Origin of the sequence: uncultured Desulfosarcina sp., from assembly GCF_963664155.2 — a bacterium.
Classification (GTDB): domain Bacteria; phylum Desulfobacterota; class Desulfobacteria; order Desulfobacterales; family Desulfosarcinaceae; genus Desulfosarcina.
Window position 1 is genome coordinate 1854766 of sequence record NZ_CAXXXH010000001.1, and the last position, 21989, is coordinate 1876754.

Consider the following 21989-nt stretch of genomic DNA (forward strand, 5'->3'; position numbering starts at 1 on the left):
CATGAAAAATCTAAAGAAAATCAGGTTCCTCGCTGTTTCATGTGGGTAAATCGAACTTCAGTTTGCCTGCAATAAGATAAATCATGGTGATAAGTGTTCGCTCAGTTCGATACCCTCGGGCTCTGGCTTTGGCAGCTTGAATCAGACTGTTTATCCCTTCTATGATTCCGTTATTGATCCTGGAGGTAAACCAACGCAGGACGCCGTCCCAGTGGTTCTTGATGGTGTATGCGGCTTTTTTCATGGGCTCCAGGCGGCTGTGGGTTGCCCAGAAATACCATTTCTTCAAAAAGGTTTCGGCGGTCCGGGCGGTCTGATTGTAGAATTCCTGAAAGTTGAGTTTGATGTGGTACGCCCGGCTGGTTTTGAGGTTGAGCTTTTTGATCGTCAATTGTTCAAGCTGTTCGGCCTGGGACGCCTTGAGGTTGGATGGGTTCTTCAGCCAAAGATAGCGGCTGCCCTTTAGCACCGGCCGGCCTTTGGATTCTTCCCGGCGAACCTGGTCCACCGCTTCGTTGAGGACTTTCAGCACATGGAACTTATCGAAGGTGATATGGGCTTCGGGAAAATGTTTTTCGACACCGCTGATGAACGCCGGAGACATGTCGCAGCACATCTCCTCGATAGCGCCGGGATTGCCGCCATGGTCGGTGAGATCTCTTTTGAATCGATCAACGGTTGATGCATCCTTGCCGCCGGTGGCGAACAGAACCCGGGTTTCGTCAAGATCGACAAACAGGCTGACATAGTTGTGGCCGCGGCGTCTTGAGGTTTCGTCCATGCCGACATGCTTGACCTGACTGTGGTCGGCGGCCTTACGCGCTTCGCCCACATAGTGATGCAAGATACGCCATAACCGGGTATCGTGCTCACGGACAAACTCGGCGACGGTTTTCACCGGCATAGCCTTGGCCAGTATCATAATCATCGCTTCAAACAACAGCGTGAAGCCGCTGCCGGGTCTGGCCCAGGGCACATCAACCAGACGGATGCCGCATTTTTTGCAGTCGATTCTGGCAACCCTGGCGGTCAGATACGCTTCGTGCTGGAAGAAGTTCAGATGCCGCCATGTTTTCTCGACGGTATCGTGGGCCTTGACTCCCGATAGCCCACATTTCGGGCAAGTGAAGGTGCTCCCTTTGGGAAAATCAAGGCGGATATCCAGACGCTTTTCATCGGGGTTGAAATCCGCTGTCGAAACCTGCCAGGGCGGTTTCAGACCAAGAGCCATTTGAAGGAGTTCTGTATCTTTCATAGTGCTTAGCGATTATCACTAGTGCGGTAAGTCAATCAACTATCTACCCATACGAAACAGCGAGGAACCAAAAATCATCTGTCCAGTGGATTTCAGTGAACCGTCCGATGCAGCATTAAAATCTGCCGTTGAACTGGCGGAGCATTTTTCTGCCGAAATTATTTTGTTCCATGCAATCAACGAAATCGATCCAACCCCGTCTCCATCATATACGCTGACCCATCACCTCATGGACCAGATCCCGCAAATTATGGGGCAAATGAAGGAAAATGCCCATAAGGCCATGCAGGACCTGATCAAGAATCATGTTGAGAAGCGAATCCCCGTCGACCATCGGGTTGTGATTGGAGACCCGGCAAAAAGTATTGTCCAACTGGCGGAAGATGAACAGGCCGATCTGATCGTCATGGCGACCCATGGGAGGAGCGGTATCAAAGGCCTGTTTTTCGGTTCGGTGGCCGAGAAGGTCGTACGTTCAGCGACTTGTCCGGTGCTGACCATGAGATACAATGAATGAGACGAGTTAATGCGGTTGTCAGCAACCCAATACCAAGGAGGCCCCATGCGGTTACATGATAATAGAAAAGATAAAAATCTCATCGAGACTGCTTATCCGGCTGTTGCCGTTTTTTCAATGAACCGTCTACCACCGAACGCCCCGCCGGTGGAGGAACCGCCGAACGAGCCCAAAAAACCACCGGTAAAGGAACCGCCGCCTGAGGACCCGAATCGACGCCCACCTCACCCGCCAACCATGCGCCTTATGCATACCGGGTCGTATCAAAATACAGTCCACCACCCATAGACGCATAGTAAAGGGATGCGATAAATTACTCATCAAGTTTGTTCTAAAGACATTGGAGTCCAAATGATAGACCGAAGAAAAGTGCTGATTTTAGACCCGTCTCCGATCTTCCGGCGTACTCTGAAAGAGGTCATCCAGACCAGTGAAACCCATGTCGATGTCAGGGAAGCCAATAACCCGGGTCAGGCCAGAGACATCCTGCAAAAAGATCCTCCGGAGGTCGTTTTTTTCGATATTGGCCTTCCCCGGGAAAACGGCATCGAGTTTATCGCATCCATAAAGGAAATGGTTCCAAAAAGCCGCATTGTCGTGTTGACCAATCACGATTCAGCTGAGCACGAAGCGGCCTCGATTGAAAATGGTGCGGATTATTTCCTTTCCAAAGAAAAATCCGGTGGCCTGCGCCTGATCGATGTAATCCACGCAACCATTCGTCGACACGGAAATGCCTGAATTCCTCAATCATCCTTTGACAATCGGGTTTCGCGTTGCCAGAAACAGATATTTAAGGTATAGTTATTTATAAATATTTTATTCTGTCGCGGCTATCCCACAACCTCGCCCCCGCCGCTTCGCCGATCATTCGGATGTCCACGTTTTTACTGGAAAGGGCATGCATTGGATAAGAAACATAAATTTTTTATCGTCGAGGATCATCGGTTGTTTCGAGAAGGCCTCAAATCCATGCTAAACAGCCGTGACGATATCGACATCGTCGGAGAGGCCGAAGATGGTCTGCAAGCGGTCCGCCGGATTCGCAGGACAACACCTGACCTGGTGCTGCTGGATTTGTCCATGCCCAAGATGGGCGGAATTTCGGTGATGAAAGAGGTTAAACGGGAACTGCCGGAAACGCGGATCCTTGCGCTGACCATCCACGAATCCGATCAGTTTGTCTTGGAAGCCTTTGATGCCGGGGCCGACGGTTATTGTATCAAGGATGCCAGCCGGAAGGAGTTGATGCTGGCCGTCGACAGCGTTTTGGAAGGGAAAACCTATATCAGCCCGGATATCTCGGACCAGGTCATGGAAGGGTACCTGACCGGTCGGAAAAAACTCAAAGAGAATTCTCGATGGGATACCGTCACACAACGGGAGCGCGAGGTTTTGAAGCTCCTGGCTGAAGGGTACACCAACAAGGATATCGCCGATTTTCTGCACATCAGCGTCAAAACGGTGGAAAAACACCGCGCCAACCTGATAGGCAAACTGAACTTGCACAATATCGCCCAACTGACAGCCTACGCCATTGAAAATGGCCTCGTTGAAACCAAAAAATAGCCCAATGTCGATGTCCGAGAAACCACACTCTGATGATGGCGATGTTCTCAATTTCCGTATTGAAGCTCCCTATTTTCAGGCGCTGTGCAATGCACCGGTCCCGGTTCTCGTCGCCTGTGACGACGGCCGCTTGCTGATGGTCAACCACGCTTTTCGAAAGACAACCGGGCTATCCCACAAAGATATCCCGACCATTGATGCATGGGCCGGACATATTCTGAATGACTCCGCCAATAGGAATAAAAATTATCTCACCCGCCTTTTCGAACCGGAAAAAGTGTTGGCACCGTCGCGCATTTGGTTGAAAACAACCAACGGTCACGAGTTGATCTGGGAACTATTCAATGCACCGCTGGGCCGAACAACAAACGGCCAACGCATGGCTGTCATCATCGCATCGGATGTCACCCAAACCGTCGCGCATGAACGGCACCTTGAATCCGTAACAAGCCGGCTGGAAGAAGAAGTATCCAAACGGACAAGAGATCTCAATGCCACGATCGATGCGTTGGAAAGTGAAATTGCCGAACGGAGACGAATGGACGACGCACTGAGCATTTCCCGGGAGCGCCTGAAACATATGTCCCGGCGGACCTTGGATTTGCTGGAAGCGGATCGGCGAACCATCTCTAAGGAGTTGCACGACAGCATCGGCGCCAACCTGGCGGCCATTAAATTCAGTCTTGAAGAAAAAGAGATGAAGCGGGAACAACACAGCGGTCGATTGGAAGAGTCTTTAAAAAAGGAAATTGCCTACCTGCTGGCGACCATCAAGGAAACCAAACGCATCTCCGCCAACCTACGTCCCACAACGCTGGACGACCTGGGCCTGATGGCCACCATTCAGTGGTACCTACGCCAGTTTCAACGGCTTTATGGCAACATTCATGTCGATTACCGGACGGACATTGCCGAAAAAGATGTTCCCGAAGCAATGAAAATTATCATTTATCGAATTGTACAGGAGGGCCTGAGCAATGCCGAAAAACACAGTGAGGCGAATTCAGTGCGACTGCAGATGGGATTCTCCGACGGTAATCGTTCGATCTCTTTGATCATCGAAGATGACGGCCGGGGTTTCGATGTCGAAGAAGTCCTCTCCGAAAAAGACCCCCTGAGCGGATACGGCCTGACCGCCATGCGCGAACGCTGTGAAATCTTCGGTGGCTCGTTTCATATCGAGTCGCAGCATGGCCGGGGGACCAGAATCAATGCCATCCTCCCCATCTAGTGCCCGGCCGCTGCTTCTGTCAGACCTACCCATTGCCATTGCCGACCCAAAAAGTTCATCATCTCGGGAGACGGTTCCATGCCCTCTTTTACCAGATGATTGTGATTGGCCTTGGTCTTTTTTAGTTTGAAAAAAGTTTGCGTTGAGACTGGGTTGTTCCGATGCGGACACTGCGATGATTGTCCATCAAATACTTGGAAGGGTCGAATTTTCGCGCCGCTCGGACCAGTCCAACATTCCTTTTTTATGGCGACTTGACCTGCTTCACCACGATATAGGCTGACAGGGCACGCTTCAGGGGTTTGCTTCCCCGATGATGGGCCTGATGTGGAAAATACACATGACTATTTCCATCAATACATGCCACCCCCCATTGAGGTCCGGCTGTCCTTCACTAATATAATAGAAAATTCCTGATGAACGTTCAGGCACAATTTGATCTGGAGGCAACCCATACAAATTGGTTAAATCGGGTAGAAGTTCAACAGCCACGGTTGATTTAAAACGGCAAGGCACACAATCAAAATGTGCAGGAAGAGAGGTTACCATGCCGATCGGATTTGACGAAATTCAAGTAGACCAAACACCAGTGGGTACCATCGTCACTCTCAAGTTCCGTGAAAAGTTGGATAAAGCGGATTACGAAACGTTTGTTCCTATGATCGAAAGCCAGATGCAGAACGGCTCACCCATCCGGCTGTTGACAGAGTTGCACGACTTTGAAGGCTGGACGGCCGGCGCACTCTGGGAAGATACAAAATTCGCGGCCAAACACTTCAACGACATCGAACGGCTGGCCGTAGTGGGGGAATCCCGTTGGCAAAAGGGGGTAACCGTATTCGTCAAGCCGTTTACCTCCGCCGATGTACGCTATTTTGATATGAAGGAAGTCGACAAGGCACGGGAATGGATCCGAGAAGCATAAACAATCATCATTATGGTTCATCAGGGCCGGCAGATGCCACGCCGACGCCATTTAAGTGTGCATAAAGTGTCGGCAGGCTTTAAAGCATGCGCTATTCGTTCAATAGCCTCCGAATTCAGCGAATTCATTGAAACCAAAGGGGGACAACCCTTTTGCGGATTAGTAATTGGCAACAACCCTAACCTTGAAAGGAGTCCGTTTTGGCAAAAAGACTGGAAATTTACAAATGCGATGTGTGTGGCAACATTGTGGAAGTGGTCAACGGCGGTGATGGGGAACTGGTGTGCTGCGGCGAACCCATGAAGGCGATGACCGAAAATACCGTCGATGCGGCCAAGGAAAAGCACGTTCCGGTAATCGAGGTGGTGGATGGCGGGGTCAAGGTGAAAGTTGGTGATGTCGCCCACCCGATGGAGGAAAAGCATTATATCCAGTGGATCGAGGTCATTGCTGACGGAAAGACCTATCGTCAATTCCTCAATCCGGGAGAAATGCCGGAAGCTTTTTTCGCCGTTTATGCCACCGAGCTGATGGCCAGAGAGTACTGCAACCTGCATGGGCTGTGGAAAGCAACGCAAAAAGCGGGTGAATAAAAACAGATGAACCAATACCGGCCCGATTCATGATTGGACTGAAAAGGGGGACAGGCCACTTATTATGGACAGTTTATCCATGGTTCTCTGCCGTTCTTTTTTGCCTTCGATCACCCTGTTTCTTTCCGTCATTGGTTTTCACCTCCTTGACTGCAAGGTCCGCAAGCGTGGTAACTGCTTGCTTTAGCTTAACGATAACGGATCAATTCCGCGATGGGTATGGGGAATATGACGTACTTTAGCGGCAAGACCAGTTTATTTGGGCTGGGAAACCGCCATCGCCAGGTCTGCGTCATGCAATCAAAGGCTTGAGCATGTAAATGATGTCGCTTTCCCGGGATGGGTAGGGTGCCATGGTGCTCTGGCGGTAAAGGTCGTCGACGGAGATGCGGTTGACCATAGCAAGGGTAAAGGTGTTGATCAATCCGGTGGCATTGTCCGACAGCACATGGGCCCCCAACAGTCTTCCATCTTCTCCCGCAAGCAATTTATAAGCCGCCGATTCCATCCCCACACGTCTGTAAGTCGGCCAATTGAGATCCTTGTCAAAACTCTTTCTATAGGCCACGCCCTTTTCCTCAAGTGTATTTTCCGTGGCGCCCACCATCCCACACTGCGGGTAGGTGAACAGCACCGACGGCACGGCCGTGTAGTCCATTGAATGTTTCTGTCGATCGCCGCTGACTCGTCCGAAGATGTCCGCGGCCGCCACCTGGGCCTCGGCATCCGCCACCCGGGCCAGTTGAACGGTGGCGGCACAGTCTCCCACGGCATAGATATGGGGGTTCGTCGTGGCCATTTTCTCGTCTACGGCAATGCCGCGTTGCGTGCCTTCGACACTGGCTTTTTCCAGATTCAGATCTTGGATGTCTGCTGAACGACCGGCGCCGTGCACGACGAGATCCGATTCAAACCGATGACCATCTTTGGTCGTCACGATGAATCCGCCATCGGTTTTTTCAATAGCGGTAATGTCCACATCACAGTGGATGTCGATGCCTTCCGATGCAGATGCTTCTGCTAAAAGGTCAACCATCTCCTGATCGAAATGCCCCAGTGGACGTGATCCGGCTTCCAAAATTGTGCAGCGGGTGTCCGTTGGCCCAAGCCGAACGGCAAAATGGGCGAATTCAAAAGAGATGAAACCACCGCCGATAAAAACGATTCGGCGAGGAAGCCGGTCCAACTCCATAAATTCAGTGCTGGTAACCATGTGTTGGGCGCCGTCTATGGGCAATTGCATGGGAACTGCACCAGTGGCCACAACGATAAAGCGGGCCGACAGCTGCTGATGGAGGACAGAAATAGAACGCCGGTCCGTGAAGCGGGCCCGGCCCCTTATAAAATCGATGCCAACTTTATTCAGACCGTTGACCGTTTTATCGGGCACGCGTTTCGTAAATCGGTTTTTCGCATCACGCAGCTCGACCCAACTGGCAAATGCCGGGGAGGTAATGCCGATGCCTGAAAGATGCCGGGATCGTGCCACGGTCTCGACGCCTTCGTAAAACCATTTTTTAGCCTGGCAGCCTCTGAGGGCGCACGTCCCCCCGGGTTGTTGGCTGTGCTCAACCATGCCCACTGTCAGGCCTTGGCGATTCAATTCGTAGGCTGCAGTTTGGCCGGCAGTACCGGAACCGATAACCAATGCGTCGTATTGTTTAGACATGCGACCCTCTCGTTTTGGGTTTACTTGTCTCAGATGCGCTGCTTTCCATATGGTGTTGACGGCGTTTCCTCCAATATCGATAAAGTTTAAAACACATCTACTGCGATTGAGCCTATGGGTGAGACGCCGTATATGTTTATAAAAGGATGAAAAACGAATACTTGGAATGATCGTTAGTGAACAAGGTTTATCAGGGGGTTGACCATAGAGCAACAAGAGACCAGCAAGATACACAGCATCTAAACCTCGATCCTGTCCACCCTGTGGTGAAATAGATGGAATGTTTACGCGTCTTCCTGACAGCCCAAGATCGCTGCAGGTTTTGATTTCTGATGCGTTCAGGAAATCAAACGAGCCAAAAAGGATCGGCTGTCTGTCGAAGCGCTATGTGTTGAGTTTCTGCAGGCGTTTCCGGGCTGCCTCGCGTACCACTTTGTCGGAATCATTTTTGATGACACCTTTAAGCACCTCCGAATTGCGTTCGACTAGAACCGCTTTTTTCCTTACGTTTGGATCAGATCTCACAATTTTGGGAAGAAAAAGATCTCTAAACTTCATTTTTTTACCGCCTCCTTTTTATTTGTTTGTACTAATCTTTGCAGGCGGCGGTTTCATTTTCAATGGGGTGGACACTGTATTTTTTCGGGTCTCGAAACACCTTCTGCATTTTACTCCTTATATGCATCTGGGCAACGTTCAATTTCATGAATGTTCAAAACATTCGATGCCGCTCATTAAGATGGAAGGTTACGATCCGCCTGCACCGATGCCAATGAGATTGAAAAAGATCTGCCTGCTTGGGTTTTTCTTTCTCCTGATGCAAGTGCCGCCGGCAGTCAACTTCTTGTATGCACAGAGCCCTTCCTCTGGATTTCGACTAACCTACCGGAATAGTTAATTGTCAATATCAGCCAGGGATGCCGATCTTAAGAAGGTACGGTTGGATATTGCAAATAAAACCGGCGGCGCTTTTGATTCAGGCGCCGCCGGTTTTATTTATTTGCAGTGGCTTGTCAATCCTTTGAGGCCCGTTCCTGAGCCTGGCGGATCAGGTCCACCAGGCTGGTCACTTTCGGCTGGGGACGGTTGGTGGATAGCGCAGCGAATGCTTCCGGGGGCAAGTACGCCTGCATGTGCGCCACCACGTCGAAGCGTTCCCACCAGCAGTCAAACACCTTGAAGCAGGGCGTTTCCCCCTCGCCGCAGACCTTGCAGTAGCCGAAGGCCACGTCGCCGCCCAGCCGGGGGCACCGCCGTTCAAGACGTTCCGGGTCCATCAGACGCTCTTCAGATCTTGGGGTCTGGGATAGTTCTTGAGTATTTCCGTAGATTTTTCGATCTCGGCATCGTCCAGCGTGTAATCGAACAGTTCCCCGGATAGATATTTGTCGTAGGCCCCCAGGTCCAGCAGGCCGTGCCCGCTGAAGTTGACCACGATGCTTTTCTCTTTGCCCTCTTCCTTGGCTTTGCGGGCTTCCTCCACCACCTGGGCCAGGGCGTTGGAAGTTTCCGGCGCGGGAATGAAGCCTTCGGTCCGCGCCCACAGGACACCGGCCTCGTAGGCGGCCATCTGCCCCACGGATTTGGGTGTGAGCAGCCCTTCGTTGATCAACTGGCTGACGGTGGGCGCCATGCCGTGGTAGCGCAGGCCGCCGGCGTGGATAGGCGCCGGCACGAAGTTGTGTCCCAGGCTGTGCATGGGCAGCAGCGGCGTATACCCGGCGGTGTCGCCGTGATCATAGGCAAAAGGTGCCCGCGTCATGGTGGGGCAGGCCTTGGGTTCCACCGGGTAGATCTCGATCTGCTTGCCGTTAATTTTGTCCAGGACGAATGGAAATGCCAGGCCGGCAAAATTGCTGCCGCCACCGGCACAGCCGATGATGATGTCCGGATAGTCGCCGGCCATCTCGAATTGTTTTTTGGCCTCCAGGCCGATGATGGTCTGGTGGAGCATCACATGGTTGAGCACGCTGCCTAAAGAATAACGGGTTTTGCCGGAAGTGTCGCTCACCGCCGCTTCAACGGCTTCCGATATGGCGATGCCCAGGCTTCCCGGCGTGTTCGGGTCTCTGGTCAGGGCATCCCGACCAGCCTTGGTCTCATTGCTGGGGGAGGCGATGCACCTGCCGCCCCAGGTTTCCATCATGGCTTTGCGGTAGGGCTTCTGGTCGAAGCTGATGCGCACCATGTAGACCTTGCAGGTCAGTCCGAACTGGGAACAGGCGAATGAGAGCGCGCTGCCCCACTGGCCGGCACCGGTTTCGGTGGTGATTTTCTCGATGCCGAAAACTTTGTTGTAGTATGCCTGGGGCACGGCCGTGTTGGGCTTGTGGCTGCCCGGAGGGCTCATGCCTTCATTTTTGTAGTAGATTTTCGCCGGTGTACCCAATGCTTTTTCCAGGCCGGTGGCCCGGGTCAAGGGCGCCGGCCGCCAGATGGAAAGTACATCCAGAACCGGCTCGGGAATGTCGATCCAGCGCTCCGAACTTACCTCCTGCTCAATGAGATTCATGGGAAACACCGGTGCCAGCATATCGGGGCTGATCGGTTGGCCGTCGGGTCCCAGGGGGGGGTTCATCTTGATATCCGCCAGGATATTGTACCATTGTCTGGGAATCTCATCTTTGGACAGGATAAAGCTCTTGGGTTTCATGCACGTTCCTCCTTGGGGAAAAAATAAAGACCCGCCACCCTTTACGGCAATAGCGGGCAGCGCAACCAGAAAAAATGCCGGCACCATCAGGAAAATTGGTTTTACGCTGCAAATCGTGTTTCTGTCAATAGAAATGCCCTGACTATTCTATTTGAGGGGTTTACCGCCGGAAAAGAAATTGGTATTGACGATTATTACCCGCACCGATACCTTTCAACAACATAATGGCAAAAAGACGGAGAACACAATGAATCGACGGGGTTTTATAAAAAGCCTGCTGTCAGGCCTCCTGGGGATGGGCATGCTCACATGGGTAAACGGCTGCATGGCACCGCTGATCGACGCCGCGGCAAGGGATAAAAGCGCCGGCGATCCCTGGCAGTGCATGAACTGCGGCCATCTCACCCGCTCCACGGAAGATCTCTCCGGGACCCGTTGCCCCCGCTGCACCCGTAGAATGCTTCACCGAATCAGCGAAGAAGAAATGGCTGCAGCCCTGAAAAAACTGGATGCATAGTCTCGATATTCCGATCGGAAACAATTGCAAGGAACGGCCCGCCGATGGAATCCGGAACGTTGAACCCGCCTTTTTTGCTCAAGCCGGCCGGCGTCCAGACCGCGCTGGCCAGCGCCGGCCTGCGCGCCTGGGGTAAAAACCCCATGGTCGACGCTGCCCGGGAGGTTATCCTCACCACCGTTGAAGGCGTGCGCCTGTTGGGGTTCATGAGCCGTCAGCCCCGCCCTCACCACAAAGGCCTGGCTATTCTGCTGCACGGCTGGGAAGGCAGTTCGGAATCCACATATATACGCACTACGGGCCGTTTCCTGTTCAGCCGCGGTTTTGATGTCTTCCGCCTAAACTTGCGGGACCACGGCCCCAGCCACCATCTGAACACCGGTATATTCTACGCGGTGCTCCTCGACGAAGTGTTCGATGCCGTCCGCCAGATCAGTGAGGCGGAAAACGGAAACCCGGTGTTTCTTGCCGGATTCTCTCTTGGCGGCAATTTTGTCCTTCGAATCGCTAGGCGCTGCGCCACACACCCCATCGACGGTCTGAAGCAGGTATTCAGCATCAGCCCGGTGCTGGATCCGGACAAAGCCACCGACCACATCGACAACAGCCGGTTCATCCTGAAATACTTTCTGAAAAAATGGCGCCGGTCTCTTGCCATTAAACAGCGCCTCTACCCGGAGCACTATGACTTCTCCGGCATCATGGACGTGGACAATATCCGTGAGATGACCGAACGGCTTTTGGCACGGTACAGCACCTATGACAATGCCAGCGCTTATTTCAAGGGGTATACCCTGATCAACAATGACCTTCAGGGGATCGCCCTCCCCACCACCATCCTCACCGCCGCAGACGACCCCATCATTCCCGTGGAAGATTTCTACGACCTGCACACCAGCGCTGCGACCCGCCTGATCGTTCAGCCCCATGGCGGACATAACGGCTTTCTGGAAGGGTGGCGATTGAACGGGTGGTATGAGAAGGTGATGGAAGAGGTGTTCGAAAAAAATGGAATTGGCAATCAGGGCATTGTGGATTAGGGAATTGGCGGCGCCCCACCGCTTTTCCAATCCCCTAATCCTTGAATTCCTAAATCCTTCCATGGATAGAAGCCCTTTGAAAAATAGGATTGGGGTTCAATGTCAAGGCGGTGCCGCGTTTCAATCCGCAGGCATACGTGGGTATGTCGAGGAATTGAAAGGCAGCACCAACGCGAAGATTGGACCCAAAGACATTTTTGAAAGGACTTCTGTTTAAAACCGGTTGTCACCATCGATAAGCCCGCCCAGCGATCCCAGAATGGATCCTTCACCCCGACTGCCGCCGCGCTGGGGAGCGGCCTGGAGCATCCTGCCGGCCAAGCGCGAAAATGGCAGGGACTGGAGCCAGATCTTGCCCGGCCCATGGAGGGTGGCAAAGAAGAGTCCCTCGCCGCCGAACAGGGCCGTCTTGATGTTGCCCGCCTGGCGGATATCGAAGTTCACGGTTTTCTCCAAGGCCACGATGCAGCCGGTGTCCACATCCAGCACCTCCCCTGACTTGAGCTGGCGCTCGACCACGGTACCGCCGGCATGAACGAAAACCATGCCGTCTCCCTCCAGTTTCTGCATGATGAAGCCCTCGCCACCGAAGAGACCGGTGAGAATTTTCTTCTGCAGGAAGATGCCGATGGAAACCCCCTTGGCCGCACACAAGAAACTGTCCTTCTGGCAGATGAGGCAGCCATTGACGCTGGTCAAGGGAACGGGAATGATGTTGCCCGGATAAGGGGCGCCGAAGGCCACGTGGCCCTTGCCCTGGCCTGTGTGGGTGAACACGGTAATGAAAAGGCTTTCGCCGGTGAGCAGTCTTTTCCCCGCCCCCATGAGCTTGTCCATGAATCCGCCCCCACCGCCGGAGGGCGTTGACCCATCACCGAATACACTCTGCATGTCAATGGCGCTGTCCTTGTACATCATGGCGCCGGCTTCTGCCACGGCGCTTTCGCCGGGGTCCAGTTCCACCTCCACGAACTGCATCTCGGCACCGAAGATCTTGAAGTCGATTTCGTCCGCGCCTGCACGGGAAAAAGCGGCTGGCGGCGGTACGGGAACCGACACACCGGGTGCCGGATTGAGCTCGGCGATACTGGCGATGGGCTGCCATTCGGCAAAGCCGTCCCGCCACGCAAAACCGTTGGAATTCTGCCGGGCCTGGCCGATGGCCTGGGACAGGTCCATGGGGCCCACCTGCTTACCGTCAAAGCTCAGATACCATTGGGTCATTTAGGGTGCCTCCTTTAAAGAAAGGGTTCAAGGATCCGAAGTGTCAAGGGGTCAGGATTCCTGTTCTTTTCTTAATTCCTCGAACCCTGGATCCATTAAATCCGTTGTACCAACCATTATTGTGGATTTAGGCTGTGCTGGATTTGTCCAACCGTCGATTCATCCAATCCCAGCCGACTGGCCAGCGTGTCCATGTAACGGCGTTCTGCTTCAGTGTCCACATCGATGGCCATGAGCGATACGGTGTACACCTGTCGGGCCATTTCCGGGGAGGTTACGCCGCCCACAATGGTTTCCAGGTCCACCGGCGAAAGCAGTTCGCGGACGATAAAGGTGTGCTCCTCCGGCGAAAGATCAATGGTCTGCAGGCGTTCCAGAATATGGTTCCGCTCCGTCTGGTCAATGACGCCATCGGCATTGGCCGCCGCAATCATGGACCGGATGAGAAGCACCGCCTCCGGGTTGCCGGCAGGTTCGACGGCCGCCGGTGCCGGGGGAACGCGCGGCGGCCGTCCCGGCATCGGCGGGGGTGGCGGCGGTTTTAAAGCGGCCGAGGAAGAACCCATGACCGGCGGCGACGGGGGTGCAGAACCGGGAATGGGCGGCGGCCCTCCGGGTCCCTGGGATGGTGCGCTTGCCCCCTTGGGATTGTTCATGAAATGTTCCACCGCCTCCATGGCCACACCCAACATGCCCAGGGCTGCACCGCCGGACATCAGACCCCCGAGACCACCCCGGCTGCCCCGGGTGCTGCTGCGAATCAATCCGCCGAGTAGCTTTTCCGGATTAAACATCGTTGTCTCCCCGTAAATGAAAGTCATATGAAAGGCATCGGTAACGGCAGACCCACGCTGGCCGCTGAACCGAATTCTGAAGGAGGGTCAAAGCCCTGTCAAGCACTAATATTGGCATGGATTGTCCGCTGTTCAAGGCCATCATGCTATGCTACAAACGAAAGACATTCGGGGAAACGCCCATCAAGAAACTGCCATGCAGGAGCACTTCAATGGATACAAGTTTTGGCTTCAGCCCGATCGGCATTGTCCATTCGTGCTTTAGCGAGAAATTCGGCATTCCACGGCAGCCGGGGCTGGTGCCTGCCGCCCGGGCCACCCTGGAAATTCTGCCGCCCTATGATCGGGATGAAGCTTTCAGGGGGCTCGAGGATTTTTCTCATCTGTGGATTGTCTTTGTCTTCCACGGGATCGGCAAAAGGAAGTGGCAACCCACGGTGCGACCGCCACGGCTGGGCGGGAACACGCGTATCGGCGTTTTCGCCACACGATCCGGATTTCGGCCAAACCCCATCGGCATGTCCAGCGTGGTTCTGGAAAGCATCCGCCGGGACCATGGGAAAATGGTTCTGGATCTCTCCGGCATCGACATCATGGATCAGACCCCTGTTCTGGACATCAAGCCCTACCTTCCCTATGCAGACATTATCCAGGAAGCGGTCGGCGGATTTGCCGCCGATCCCCCCCGATCATCGCTGTCCATCGAATTTACGCCAAATGCCCTGCAGGCCGGTATGCTGCTCGAAAAAACCTATCCGGGATTCTGCGACCTGGTCAACCAGGTGCTCAGGGCCGACCCCCGACCCGCCTACATCGGCAAACGCTCGACAGAAAGCGAATACGGCGTAAGGCTTTACGGCATCAATGTTCGTTGGAGGGTTCTAAAGACCACGATTATCGTCCATACCATCGAAAAATTTCTCGACCCATCGCATATGCAATAATAAAGATGTCGAGGATCGTTTTGAAGACACCACCGAAGGGCAGCGCGTCACCTTCCTGTCCGGTGAGGAAGTGCATCCTTGCCGATGACATTGCTTAAGCGGACGAATTCTGCAACGGAAAGGCTCTCCGCCCGACGCATGGGATCGATTCGAGCGTCCGTAAGCAGCCGTTCGCAGGTTCCGGCCTCCAGGTTGAGGTCGCTCTGAGACAACGCATTTCTCAGGGTTTTGCGCCGCTTGCCAAAAGCCGCCTTGACCACGCGAAAAAGAAGGACTTCGTCATCGGCCGGAAAGGGAGGTGGACCGGTAAACCGGATGCCGACCACGGTTGAATCCACCTTGGGGGCAGGAAAAAAAAGGGGCGCCCGCACCTGCATCAGCACCCGGGTGTCTGCACAATACCCCAGCATGACGGACAGCCGGCCGTAGTCCTTGGATCCGGGACCGGCGCAGATACGCTGAGCCATCTCTTTCTGCAGCATGAGCACCGCCCGATCGATCCGGCTTCTGGCATGGATCAACTGGACGACAACCTGGGATGAAATATTGTAGGGCAGGTTTCCCAGAACCACCAGCGGCCGGCCGGCCTCACGGGCGGTCGCCTCCAGGTCCACCCTCAGAATATCGGCTTCCCGGATCTCGACATTTTCGATGCCGGCGGTCAGCAGCTCCGTCCTGAGCAGATCGATGATCCGGCCGTCCTTATCCACCGCAATTACCCGGCGGGCAGCGGCGGCAGCGGGAACGGTCATGGCCCCCAGACCTGGCCCGATCTCCAGCACCACGTCGTCACCGGTGATACCGGTTTTATTCACGATGGCCCTGGCCACGTTGGGGTCGTTGAGGAAATTCTGCCCCAGCTGCTTTTTGGCCTGGATGTTCCAGGCCGTCAGCAGCGCCCGCGGCGAGGTCATGGCAGCGACCTTGAGCCGGTATCGACCGGCCGGGCCCGGCGTCGGATGGTAATGAATACGCGAAAGGTGATGAAATAAGCCGCTACGCCGAGAATTGCCCCGATGACCACACCGCCGACGATCATGGCCCGGGTGACCTCCAACCCCAATCCCATCAATTGGGAAAAAGAATCAAAGGCGATGCTGTCCAGTGTTTTCTGGTATCCCAGCAGCGTGCACCCCAACTTGTAGTTGGCATAGTAAACCAAAGGGATGGTGAGCGGGTTGCTCAGCCACGTACCCAGGGCTGCTGCCGATTTGCTCCCCCGGAGCAGAAAGGCCAGAAAAACGGCAACGATGGTCTGCAGGGGAATAATGGGAGTGATAGACACAAAAATACCCACCGCCATGCCCAGTGCGAGATTGTGGGGGCTGCCTTCCAGTTGTCGCATGCGGACCAGCATCTGACCGAAGCGTTCCCGAGGGCCCGTAAAAACTGGCGGTTTTTTCTTGTATCGCACACGTTTTGAATTCATGGTTCTGGCAACCGTTCCTGCATCTATGGATCGAAACGTCCCCGTCGGAACTTCCGGGTATAATTCTGTTTCCGGGATCATCGATTGTTTTTTCGTTCTCGATCCAACTCCCGCTTTTGGTCACGGCGCCGGATGGTTTCACGTTTGTCGTGACTCTGCTTGCCCTTGGCCAGGGCCAGGCTGAGTTTGGCTTTGCCGGCCTTGAAATAGAGTCTCAAGGGGATGAGCGAATAGCCCTTTTCATTGACTTTGCCATAGAGCTTTTTGATTTCGTAGTTGTGAAGCAATAGCTTCCTGGGACGCAAGGGATCGTGATTGTCGAAGTAGGCAAAGGGATAGGCGCCGATATGCATCTGATAAACGAAGACCTCCCCGTTCTTGATGCGGGCGTATGAATCCTTGAGATTCGCCTTGCCCATGCGCAGGGATTTAACCTCGGTGCCGGCCAGCACGATACCGGCTTCAAACTTATCTTCAATAATGTAATCGTGTCGGGCCTTTCGGTTTTCCGCCACCACTTTGATCGGGTTTTTCTCCACGGGGTTACTGCTCCTGTTGTTCGGGCTCGATCTTCGAAACCACGGCGCCGAAGTGCCGCTCCACCAGGTCCTGAACTTCATCAGCGGTGGTCATGCGCATCACCGCATCCATAAAGTCGCGCAGATCTTCGGCATTAATTGAACGGATGGCGTTCTTGACCATGGGGATAGCCTGGGGGTTCATGCTCAGTTCATCTACCCCGAGCCCAAGCAAAATGGGGGCAAAAAGCGGTTTACCGGCCATTTCTCCGCACATGTAGGTTTTGATACCTTTTTCCCTGCCCACATCACAGGTTCGCTTGATCATCCGAAGGATGGCTGGATGCAACGGCTGGTGAAGGTGGGCCACATGCCGGTTACCCCGGTCGATGGCCAGTGTGTATTGGATCAGGTCGTTGGTGCCAATGCTGAAAAAATCGACCTTTTCAGCCAAAATGTCGGCGGTGATCACCGCCGACGGCACTTCGATCATAATTCCCACGGGAATGTCCCGGTTGTAGATCGCCCCTTGCTGTTCCAGGCACTGGGCGGCCTCATCCAGCAGATCTATGGCCTGCTCTACCTCTTCGATACCGGAAATCATGGGAATGAGGATACGGACATTGCCGTAGGCCGCGGCCCTCAGGATGGCCCGAAGCTGGGTTTTAAAAATTTCGGGCTTCTGGAGACAGTATCGGATGGCTCGAAGGCCCAGGGCCGGGTTCAGTTCGTGACTGTTCCGGATGAAATTCACCGCCTTATCGCCGTTAATGTCAAGCGTCCGGATGGTCACCGGCTGTTTTCCCATCACATCAATCACGTCTTTGTAGTTTTCAAACAGAATCTCTTCACTGGGAAAATCAGGCCGGCTGAGGTATTGAAATTCAGTTCGGTATAACCCAATCCCGTCACCGCCGTGATCCAACACGGAAACCACCTCTTCGGGAAGTTCGATGTTGCCCATGACCGAAATTCGGATGCCATCCCGGGTTCGGGCGGGCAAATGGCTTTTCCTGGCCATCAATGCTTTTTGAATTTCGTATTGCTCCCTGCGCTCCTCGGTCTCCAGCAGCGTCTGCTCCGTGGGGTTGACCACCACGATTCCGGCCTCGCCGTCCACGATGATGATATCATCGTTTTTAATAGTCAACGTGGCGTTGCCCACCCCTAAAACCGCCGGGATCTCAAGCGTCCGGGCGATGATGCTGGTATGGGAATCCCGGCCGCCCCGATTGGTGACAAATCCTTTGATCCGTTCCAGCTGGATCTGGCTGGTCTCTGCCGGAGACAGGTCCCGGGCCACCAGGATCACCCGCTTGTCGATACGTCCAATGTTCAACTGGTCTGCACCGACCAGGTTTTCCATGATTCGATCGGACACATGGGTGATGTCCTCGGCACGCTGCTTGAGGTAGTCATCGGACATGTTCTCGAACATGGGCTTTACCAAGGAAACCACTTTTTTCAGCGCCCACTCGGCGTTGACCCGTTCCTTCTCGATCACGTCGATCGTCCGGTCGTAGATCATCTTGTCTTCCAGGAGCAGCATGTGGGTCTCTAGAATCTGAGCATGTTGGCGAAGCTCTTCGGGCGTGTTATCGATGATCCGGCGCAGGGCTTCCCGGGCTTTTTTTACCGCCGTCTTGAAGCGGCCCACTTCTGCGGATCGTGATTCTTTGTGGATAATATACTTTTTAACGACATCCACCCCCTCCTTATCCACGAGGTAAGCTTTGCCGATACATATGCCAGGGGATCCGCCGATCCCCTTGAGGATGATTTCCTGGGGGTCCTGATTTTCCATGAACAATTATTCTCCAAACCCGGAACGAACCAACGCCGCAATGTGCTCCAGGATATCCACATCAGCTTCATCGTCGACACTGATAGTAATCTCAGTGCCCTTGGGGCAGGCCAGCGTCAGGATATCCAGCATGGATGTAGCGTCTGCCGCGTTGCCGTTTTTCATAATCCACACCCCGCCACTAGCCTCTGCAGCCAATTTGGCCAGCTTGGCAGCGGATCGGGCATGCAGCCCGAGATCGTTGACGATCCGCAGAGTTTTGGATATGGCGGTATTCACGTTGTCACTATAGTCTGATGAATCACAACCCATTTAAAAAGCCCGCAGAGAGCCGTCAAAACCGACCTTCCGGGCTATCCTACAAACAAAAAAAGGGAATGATCCCTTTATTAGAACCTAATTTATTTATCAACCGCCGGTACTGATGTCAATGTGTAAACATTGACAATACCGGCCCGTGAAGATATGTTGATTGCCAATAAATTCAGGCATGCGCTGCAACCTTTCACCGACGGCCATACAATGCTTAGCCCATGGGAGACGGCCATGACCGCACAGGTGACAATCTTCGGAAAAAACTCGTGACCCCATACCACGGCGGCCCGTGAGGCCTACGCGAGGGTAAACAGACCGGTTGAATACATCAGTGTGATCGATGATCCTGATGCATTGGAAAAAATGCTGGTACTCTCCAAGGGCCGGCGAAAGATCCCCGTGATCGTAGAGGATGAACGGGTGACGGTAGGTTTTCAGGGGAAGGGGTGAACGGTTTGAATCCGGCGGCGGGACGCCGCCCATTAGCAGATAACCGCCACAAAAGGGCTTTCCCTTCCGGCCATCGACAGAAAAGAAGGACTGAATGGAAAAGCAGTTTTTAATCGACGATCTGAAGCTGGGAGAATCCTGGCGACTGTTCAAAATCATGGGGGAATTTGTGGAAGGGGTGGAGGGTCTGCACGACTTGGGCCCCGCAGTGAGCATCTTCGGCTCCGCCCGAACCAAGCCCGATGACCCACAATACAAAAAGGCGGAATCCCTGGCCGCCCTTTTCGTCAAAAACGGGTTCGGGATCATCACCGGGGGTGGCGGCGGCATCATGGAGGCGGCCAACAAGGGGGCTGCCGAGGCTGGCGGCACCTCAGTCGGCCTGAACATCCGACTTCCCTTCGAGCAAAAGCCCAACCCATATGCAACCCTCCAGATGGAGTTCAAGTATTTTTTCATCCGCAAGGTCATGTTCATCAAATATGCTGCCGCCTACGTGGTCATGCCCGGCGGCTTCGGCACCATGGATGAGCTTTTCGAAGTGATGACCCTGGTGCAGACCCGGAGAATTCGGCCCTTTCCCATTATCATGGTGGGGACCGACCATTGGAGCGGCCTGCTGGAGTGGATCCGCAACCAGTTGCTGGCCCAGTCCCTGATTTCTCCCAAAGACATGGACATCATTCAGGTTCTGGATGACCCCGAGGAAATTGTCAGCACGGTCCGAAAAATCCTGGTCGTCTGACGACCGCATCCTTTAGTCAGCAAGCGTGGCAATGTCGAATTCAGCACAGCAGGACTCCGAATCCGTGGAATTCTTCTCCACAAATCCAGCCGATCCAACGGTCCAGCGCCAGAACGCGTCCCTGCGAGCCCTTCACGAAACCGCCTTAGGCCTTCTCGATAAGATCGATAAAGAGGAGTTGCTGGAGACCATTATCGAACGCGCGATTGCTCTGACCGGCACCCAGCATGGCTACATCTACCTCTTGGAACCAAATAAGCAGATGATGCAGATGCGGCTGGGTAAGGGTTTCTTTGCCGAACAGCTGGGGCGGTGCGTCCGTAAGGGCGAAGGTATGGGCGGATGTGTCTGGCAGACAGAGGCACCCGTGCTCGTGGCGGATTACAGCAGTTGGTCGGGGCGGTTGAACGACCCGGCTCTCGACGGCCTGCGCTGCATTGTGGGCATCCCCTTGAAATCCGACCATCAGGTCCAGGGTGTCATCGGCCTGGCCCACGTGGATCCGGAAAAGCACTTCGACCAAGAGGATGTAATTGTCCTTGAACGCTTCGCCGCGCTGGCGCTGCTGGCACTGGAAAAGGCCACCCTGTACAGCAAGGTCACCCGCGAACTGGCCGAAAGGAAAAAGGCCGAGGCCCGCATTCGTGAGAGCGAACAGCGGTACCGGTCTTTCCTTGAGTCTTCTCCTGATCCTATTGTCGCATACAACATGAAAGGCGTGGCCACCTACGTCAACCCTGCCTTTGAACAGACCTTCGGTCTCTCCCGCCACGAACTGCTGGGCAAACAGATCGATTTCGTTCCTGAAGAATGCTGGCCGGAGACCAAAGCCGCCATTGATCGCATGCTCAGCGGCAAGAAGATCACCATGTTCGAAACCAAACGGCTAGCCAGAGATGGTCGGGTTCTCGATGTTCAAATCAGTTCCACTTTGTTCCAAAACCAAAACGGCCGACCGGTGGGCAACATCGTTACCCTGAGAGATATCAGTGCCCGCAAAAAGGCGGAAGATGCCCTCCAGCAATACCACGGCCAGTTGGAAGAACTGGTCCAGGAACGAACCGCGGAACTGGCCGACACCAACCGCCGGTTGAAACAGCAGATTGAAGAGCGCAAGCGGGCGGAAGCGGCGTTGAGGGCTCAATCCAGTTATCTGGAAGAGGTAAACACCGCACTGCAGGTGCTTCTCAAAAAGCGGGAAGAAGATAAACGGGAGATGCAGGAAAATGTTCTGTCCAATGTCAAGGAACTGGTTTCTCCCTATCTGGTCCGCCTGAAGCGAGGGCACCTGGAACCCCACCAGGAAACCATGCTTGAAATCCTTCAGTCCAATCTGGACAATATTATTTCGCCCTTTATCAGCAAGCTCTCTTCACGGTATTTGAGCTTCACCCCCACCGAAATCCGCGTGGCCAACCTGATCAAAGAAGGCAAAACAAACAAGGAGATCGCCGAATTGCTGCTGATTTCAAAAAATACGGTTTTATTTCACCGCCACCACATCCGTACCAAGCTGGGACTCAAAAACAAGAAAATCAATCTCAGAACCCACCTGCTCTCATATGAAGAATAGCGGTTATTGCCCGCTATTTACCTACTATCTTATCAACTTGACATTCTTGTTCGTTAAAACGATAATGATTTTCAAAGGATCCATCCGCCACTATAAATCCTTAGGAAAATCAATCCAACATATTTAAATTTAAATAAATATTATAGATAGTGAGAATTTAAGCAATATTATGAATGCAATTTATATTTTTAATTATCAAGCGAAATATTAAGGGCTCTTTTTAA

Annotated in this window: 23 protein-coding genes; 12 read left to right on the forward strand and 11 right to left on the reverse strand. The window is 53.7% G+C overall.

Going from position 1 to position 21989, the window contains the following annotated elements:
* Positions 1–37 precede the first annotated feature (37 nt).
* Positions 38–1255 (reverse strand): ISL3 family transposase, encoded by a 1218-nt coding sequence (locus tag ACHZBS_RS08355; protein ID WP_319406041.1) that lies wholly within the window; start codon positions 1253–1255, stop codon positions 38–40.
* A gap of 76 nt (positions 1256–1331) precedes the next feature.
* Here ACHZBS_RS08355 and ACHZBS_RS08360 point away from each other — a divergent pair, with 76 nt between their 5' ends.
* From ACHZBS_RS08360 to ACHZBS_RS08385, 6 genes are all read left to right on the forward strand, one after another.
* On the forward strand, positions 1332–1772 hold the full coding sequence (locus tag ACHZBS_RS08360) for a universal stress protein (RefSeq protein ID WP_319409074.1): 441 nt from the start codon (positions 1332–1334) through the stop codon (positions 1770–1772).
* 351 nt (positions 1773–2123) lie between these two features.
* Complete coding sequence (locus tag ACHZBS_RS08365; protein WP_319406042.1) at positions 2124–2513, forward strand: response regulator transcription factor; 390 nt, start codon at positions 2124–2126, stop codon at positions 2511–2513.
* Between the two features lie 165 nt (positions 2514–2678).
* Positions 2679–3341, forward strand: a complete 663-nt coding sequence (locus ACHZBS_RS08370) for a response regulator transcription factor (protein WP_319406043.1) — start codon at positions 2679–2681, stop codon at positions 3339–3341.
* Positions 3342–3351: 10 nt separating this feature from the next.
* Positions 3352–4572, forward strand: a complete 1221-nt coding sequence (locus ACHZBS_RS08375) for an ATP-binding protein (RefSeq protein ID WP_319406044.1) — start codon at positions 3352–3354, stop codon at positions 4570–4572.
* Between the two features lie 547 nt (positions 4573–5119).
* Positions 5120–5497 carry an STAS/SEC14 domain-containing protein gene (locus tag ACHZBS_RS08380; protein WP_319406045.1) on the forward strand — a complete coding sequence of 126 codons (378 nt, stop codon included), beginning with the start codon at positions 5120–5122 and terminating at the stop codon, positions 5495–5497.
* A 200-nt stretch (positions 5498–5697) separates the two neighbouring features.
* On the forward strand, positions 5698–6090 hold the full coding sequence (locus ACHZBS_RS08385; RefSeq protein WP_319406046.1) for a desulfoferrodoxin: 393 nt from the start codon (positions 5698–5700) through the stop codon (positions 6088–6090).
* A 292-nt stretch (positions 6091–6382) separates the two neighbouring features.
* Here the strand turns inward: ACHZBS_RS08385 and ACHZBS_RS08390 are convergent, their stop codons facing one another.
* The 3 genes from ACHZBS_RS08390 to ACHZBS_RS08400 all read right to left on the reverse strand — a co-directional run bounded on the left by ACHZBS_RS08390 (position 6383) and on the right by ACHZBS_RS08400 (position 10412).
* Positions 6383–7759, reverse strand: coding sequence for an NAD(P)/FAD-dependent oxidoreductase (locus tag ACHZBS_RS08390; protein ID WP_319406047.1), 1377 nt, complete (start codon positions 7757–7759; stop codon positions 6383–6385).
* Positions 7760–8772: 1013 nt separating this feature from the next.
* Positions 8773–9036 carry a hypothetical protein gene (locus tag ACHZBS_RS08395; protein WP_319406048.1) on the reverse strand — a complete coding sequence of 88 codons (264 nt, stop codon included), beginning with the start codon at positions 9034–9036 and terminating at the stop codon, positions 8773–8775.
* Positions 9036–10412, reverse strand: a complete 1377-nt coding sequence (locus tag ACHZBS_RS08400) for a TrpB-like pyridoxal phosphate-dependent enzyme (protein ID WP_319406049.1) — start codon at positions 10410–10412, stop codon at positions 9036–9038. The genes ACHZBS_RS08395 and ACHZBS_RS08400 overlap by 1 nt, the downstream gene beginning before the upstream one ends.
* Before the next feature lie 247 nt (positions 10413–10659).
* Between ACHZBS_RS08400 and ACHZBS_RS08405 the strand changes: the two genes are divergently transcribed.
* Entirely contained in the window at positions 10660–10929 is a 270-nt protein-coding gene (locus tag ACHZBS_RS08405) for a hypothetical protein (protein ID WP_319406050.1), read from the forward strand.
* Positions 10930–10973: 44 nt separating this feature from the next.
* Positions 10974–11969, forward strand: a complete 996-nt coding sequence (locus ACHZBS_RS08410) for an alpha/beta fold hydrolase (protein WP_319406051.1) — start codon at positions 10974–10976, stop codon at positions 11967–11969.
* Between the two features lie 213 nt (positions 11970–12182).
* Here ACHZBS_RS08410 and ACHZBS_RS08415 read toward each other — a convergent pair whose 3' ends face one another.
* Positions 12183–13193: a TIGR00266 family protein gene (locus ACHZBS_RS08415; protein WP_394707976.1), complete on the reverse strand. Its 1011-nt coding sequence runs from the start codon at positions 13191–13193 to the stop codon at positions 12183–12185.
* Between the two features lie 116 nt (positions 13194–13309).
* Positions 13310–13987, reverse strand: coding sequence for a tellurite resistance TerB family protein (locus tag ACHZBS_RS08420; protein WP_319406052.1), 678 nt, complete (start codon positions 13985–13987; stop codon positions 13310–13312).
* A 212-nt stretch (positions 13988–14199) separates the two neighbouring features.
* On the opposite strand from ACHZBS_RS08420, the gene tsaA reads away from it, so the two are divergent.
* Positions 14200–14931: a tRNA (N6-threonylcarbamoyladenosine(37)-N6)-methyltransferase TrmO gene (gene tsaA / locus ACHZBS_RS08425; protein WP_319406053.1), complete on the forward strand. Its 732-nt coding sequence runs from the start codon at positions 14200–14202 to the stop codon at positions 14929–14931.
* A 47-nt stretch (positions 14932–14978) separates the two neighbouring features.
* Here the strand turns inward: tsaA and rsmA are convergent, their stop codons facing one another.
* From rsmA to ACHZBS_RS08450, 5 genes are all read right to left on the reverse strand, one after another.
* Positions 14979–15845, reverse strand: coding sequence for a 16S rRNA (adenine(1518)-N(6)/adenine(1519)-N(6))-dimethyltransferase RsmA (gene rsmA / locus ACHZBS_RS08430; RefSeq protein ID WP_319406054.1), 867 nt, complete (start codon positions 15843–15845; stop codon positions 14979–14981).
* Positions 15842–16360 (reverse strand): DUF2062 domain-containing protein, encoded by a 519-nt coding sequence (locus ACHZBS_RS08435; protein ID WP_319406055.1) that lies wholly within the window; start codon positions 16358–16360, stop codon positions 15842–15844. The genes rsmA and ACHZBS_RS08435 overlap by 4 nt, the downstream gene beginning before the upstream one ends.
* Positions 16361–16437: 77 nt before the next feature.
* Positions 16438–16899 (reverse strand): SsrA-binding protein SmpB, encoded by a 462-nt coding sequence (gene smpB, locus ACHZBS_RS08440; protein WP_319406056.1) that lies wholly within the window; start codon positions 16897–16899, stop codon positions 16438–16440.
* 4 nt (positions 16900–16903) lie between these two features.
* Positions 16904–18682: a phosphoenolpyruvate--protein phosphotransferase gene (ptsP, locus tag ACHZBS_RS08445; RefSeq protein WP_319406057.1), complete on the reverse strand. Its 1779-nt coding sequence runs from the start codon at positions 18680–18682 to the stop codon at positions 16904–16906.
* Positions 18683–18688: 6 nt separating this feature from the next.
* On the reverse strand, positions 18689–18994 hold the full coding sequence (locus ACHZBS_RS08450; protein ID WP_319406058.1) for an HPr family phosphocarrier protein: 306 nt from the start codon (positions 18992–18994) through the stop codon (positions 18689–18691).
* Positions 18995–19228: 234 nt separating this feature from the next.
* Between ACHZBS_RS08450 and uxx1 the strand changes: the two genes are divergently transcribed.
* The 3 genes from uxx1 to ACHZBS_RS08465 all read left to right on the forward strand — a co-directional run bounded on the left by uxx1 (position 19229) and on the right by ACHZBS_RS08465 (position 21765).
* Complete coding sequence (gene uxx1, locus ACHZBS_RS08455) at positions 19229–19447, forward strand: UXX-star selenoprotein family 1 (protein ID WP_319406059.1); 219 nt, start codon at positions 19229–19231, stop codon at positions 19445–19447.
* 94 nt (positions 19448–19541) lie between these two features.
* Positions 19542–20192 carry a TIGR00730 family Rossman fold protein gene (locus tag ACHZBS_RS08460; protein ID WP_319406060.1) on the forward strand — a complete coding sequence of 217 codons (651 nt, stop codon included), beginning with the start codon at positions 19542–19544 and terminating at the stop codon, positions 20190–20192.
* 31 nt (positions 20193–20223) lie between these two features.
* The gene (locus ACHZBS_RS08465; RefSeq protein ID WP_319406061.1) at positions 20224–21765 is read left to right on the forward strand and encodes a PAS domain S-box protein; all 1542 of its coding nucleotides are present in this window, start codon (positions 20224–20226) and stop codon (positions 21763–21765) included.
* The last annotated feature ends 224 nt before the right edge of the window (positions 21766–21989 follow it).